The sequence below is a fragment of the Streptomyces narbonensis genome (assembly GCF_014649015.1).
In the GTDB taxonomy this organism is placed as follows: Bacteria; Actinomycetota; Actinomycetes; order Streptomycetales; family Streptomycetaceae; genus Streptomyces; species Streptomyces narbonensis.
Genome location: NZ_BMSF01000169.1, coordinates 1 through 583, shown reverse-complemented (window position 1 = coordinate 583; position 583 = coordinate 1). Strand labels below are relative to the sequence as shown.

General features: G+C 26.4%; 2 protein-coding genes. Both read left to right on the top strand.

Features of this window, described 5'->3' with window-relative positions; genetic code table 11:
• A partial coding sequence (locus IE124_RS34385; RefSeq protein WP_440862334.1) for a tRNA ligase subunit PheS family protein occupies window positions 1-252 on the top strand: 252 nt, incomplete at its 5' end.
• A gap of 6 nt (window positions 253-258) precedes the next feature.
• The coding region (locus tag IE124_RS34380) for a hypothetical protein (protein WP_229833200.1) at window positions 259-583 on the top strand (325 nt) is incomplete at its 3' end.

The window sequence follows — 583 nt, the reverse complement described above, 5'->3', positions numbered from 1 at the left end:
AGGCCTTCATATTTTCCTTTTACAGAACCTTCTGCTGAAGTCGATATTCGTATTAAACCTTATTCAGATTGGTTAGAAGTTATAGGTTGTGGAATGATTCATCCTAAGATATTAAAACGTTTAAAAATTAATACTAAGTATTCTGGTTTTGCTTTTGGAATTGGAGTTGAAAGATTAACTATGCTTCGTTATGGGATTAAAGATTTACGTACATTATTTAAGAATGATATAAGGATTTTGCGTCAGTTTTAATTATATATGAAAGTTTCAAAAACTTGGATAAGTGAATGGTTTGAATTAAAATGTGAATGGGTTTCATTAAAATATGATTCCAATATTATTGCAGAACAACTAACTATGATTGGGTTAAAATCATCATATCTAGTTAATAAAGAAGTTACAGGGGTAGTTATATCATGTATAAAAAAAATTATTACTTATGCAGATAAATTTAATTTATGTATTATAAATGATGGTAAACAATTTTGGCAAATAATATCTAGTAAAACTGTTGCGGTTGGTCAAAAAATAGCTTTCGCTAAAATAGGGGCATTATTACCTAAAAATTTAAAAATTATAAATA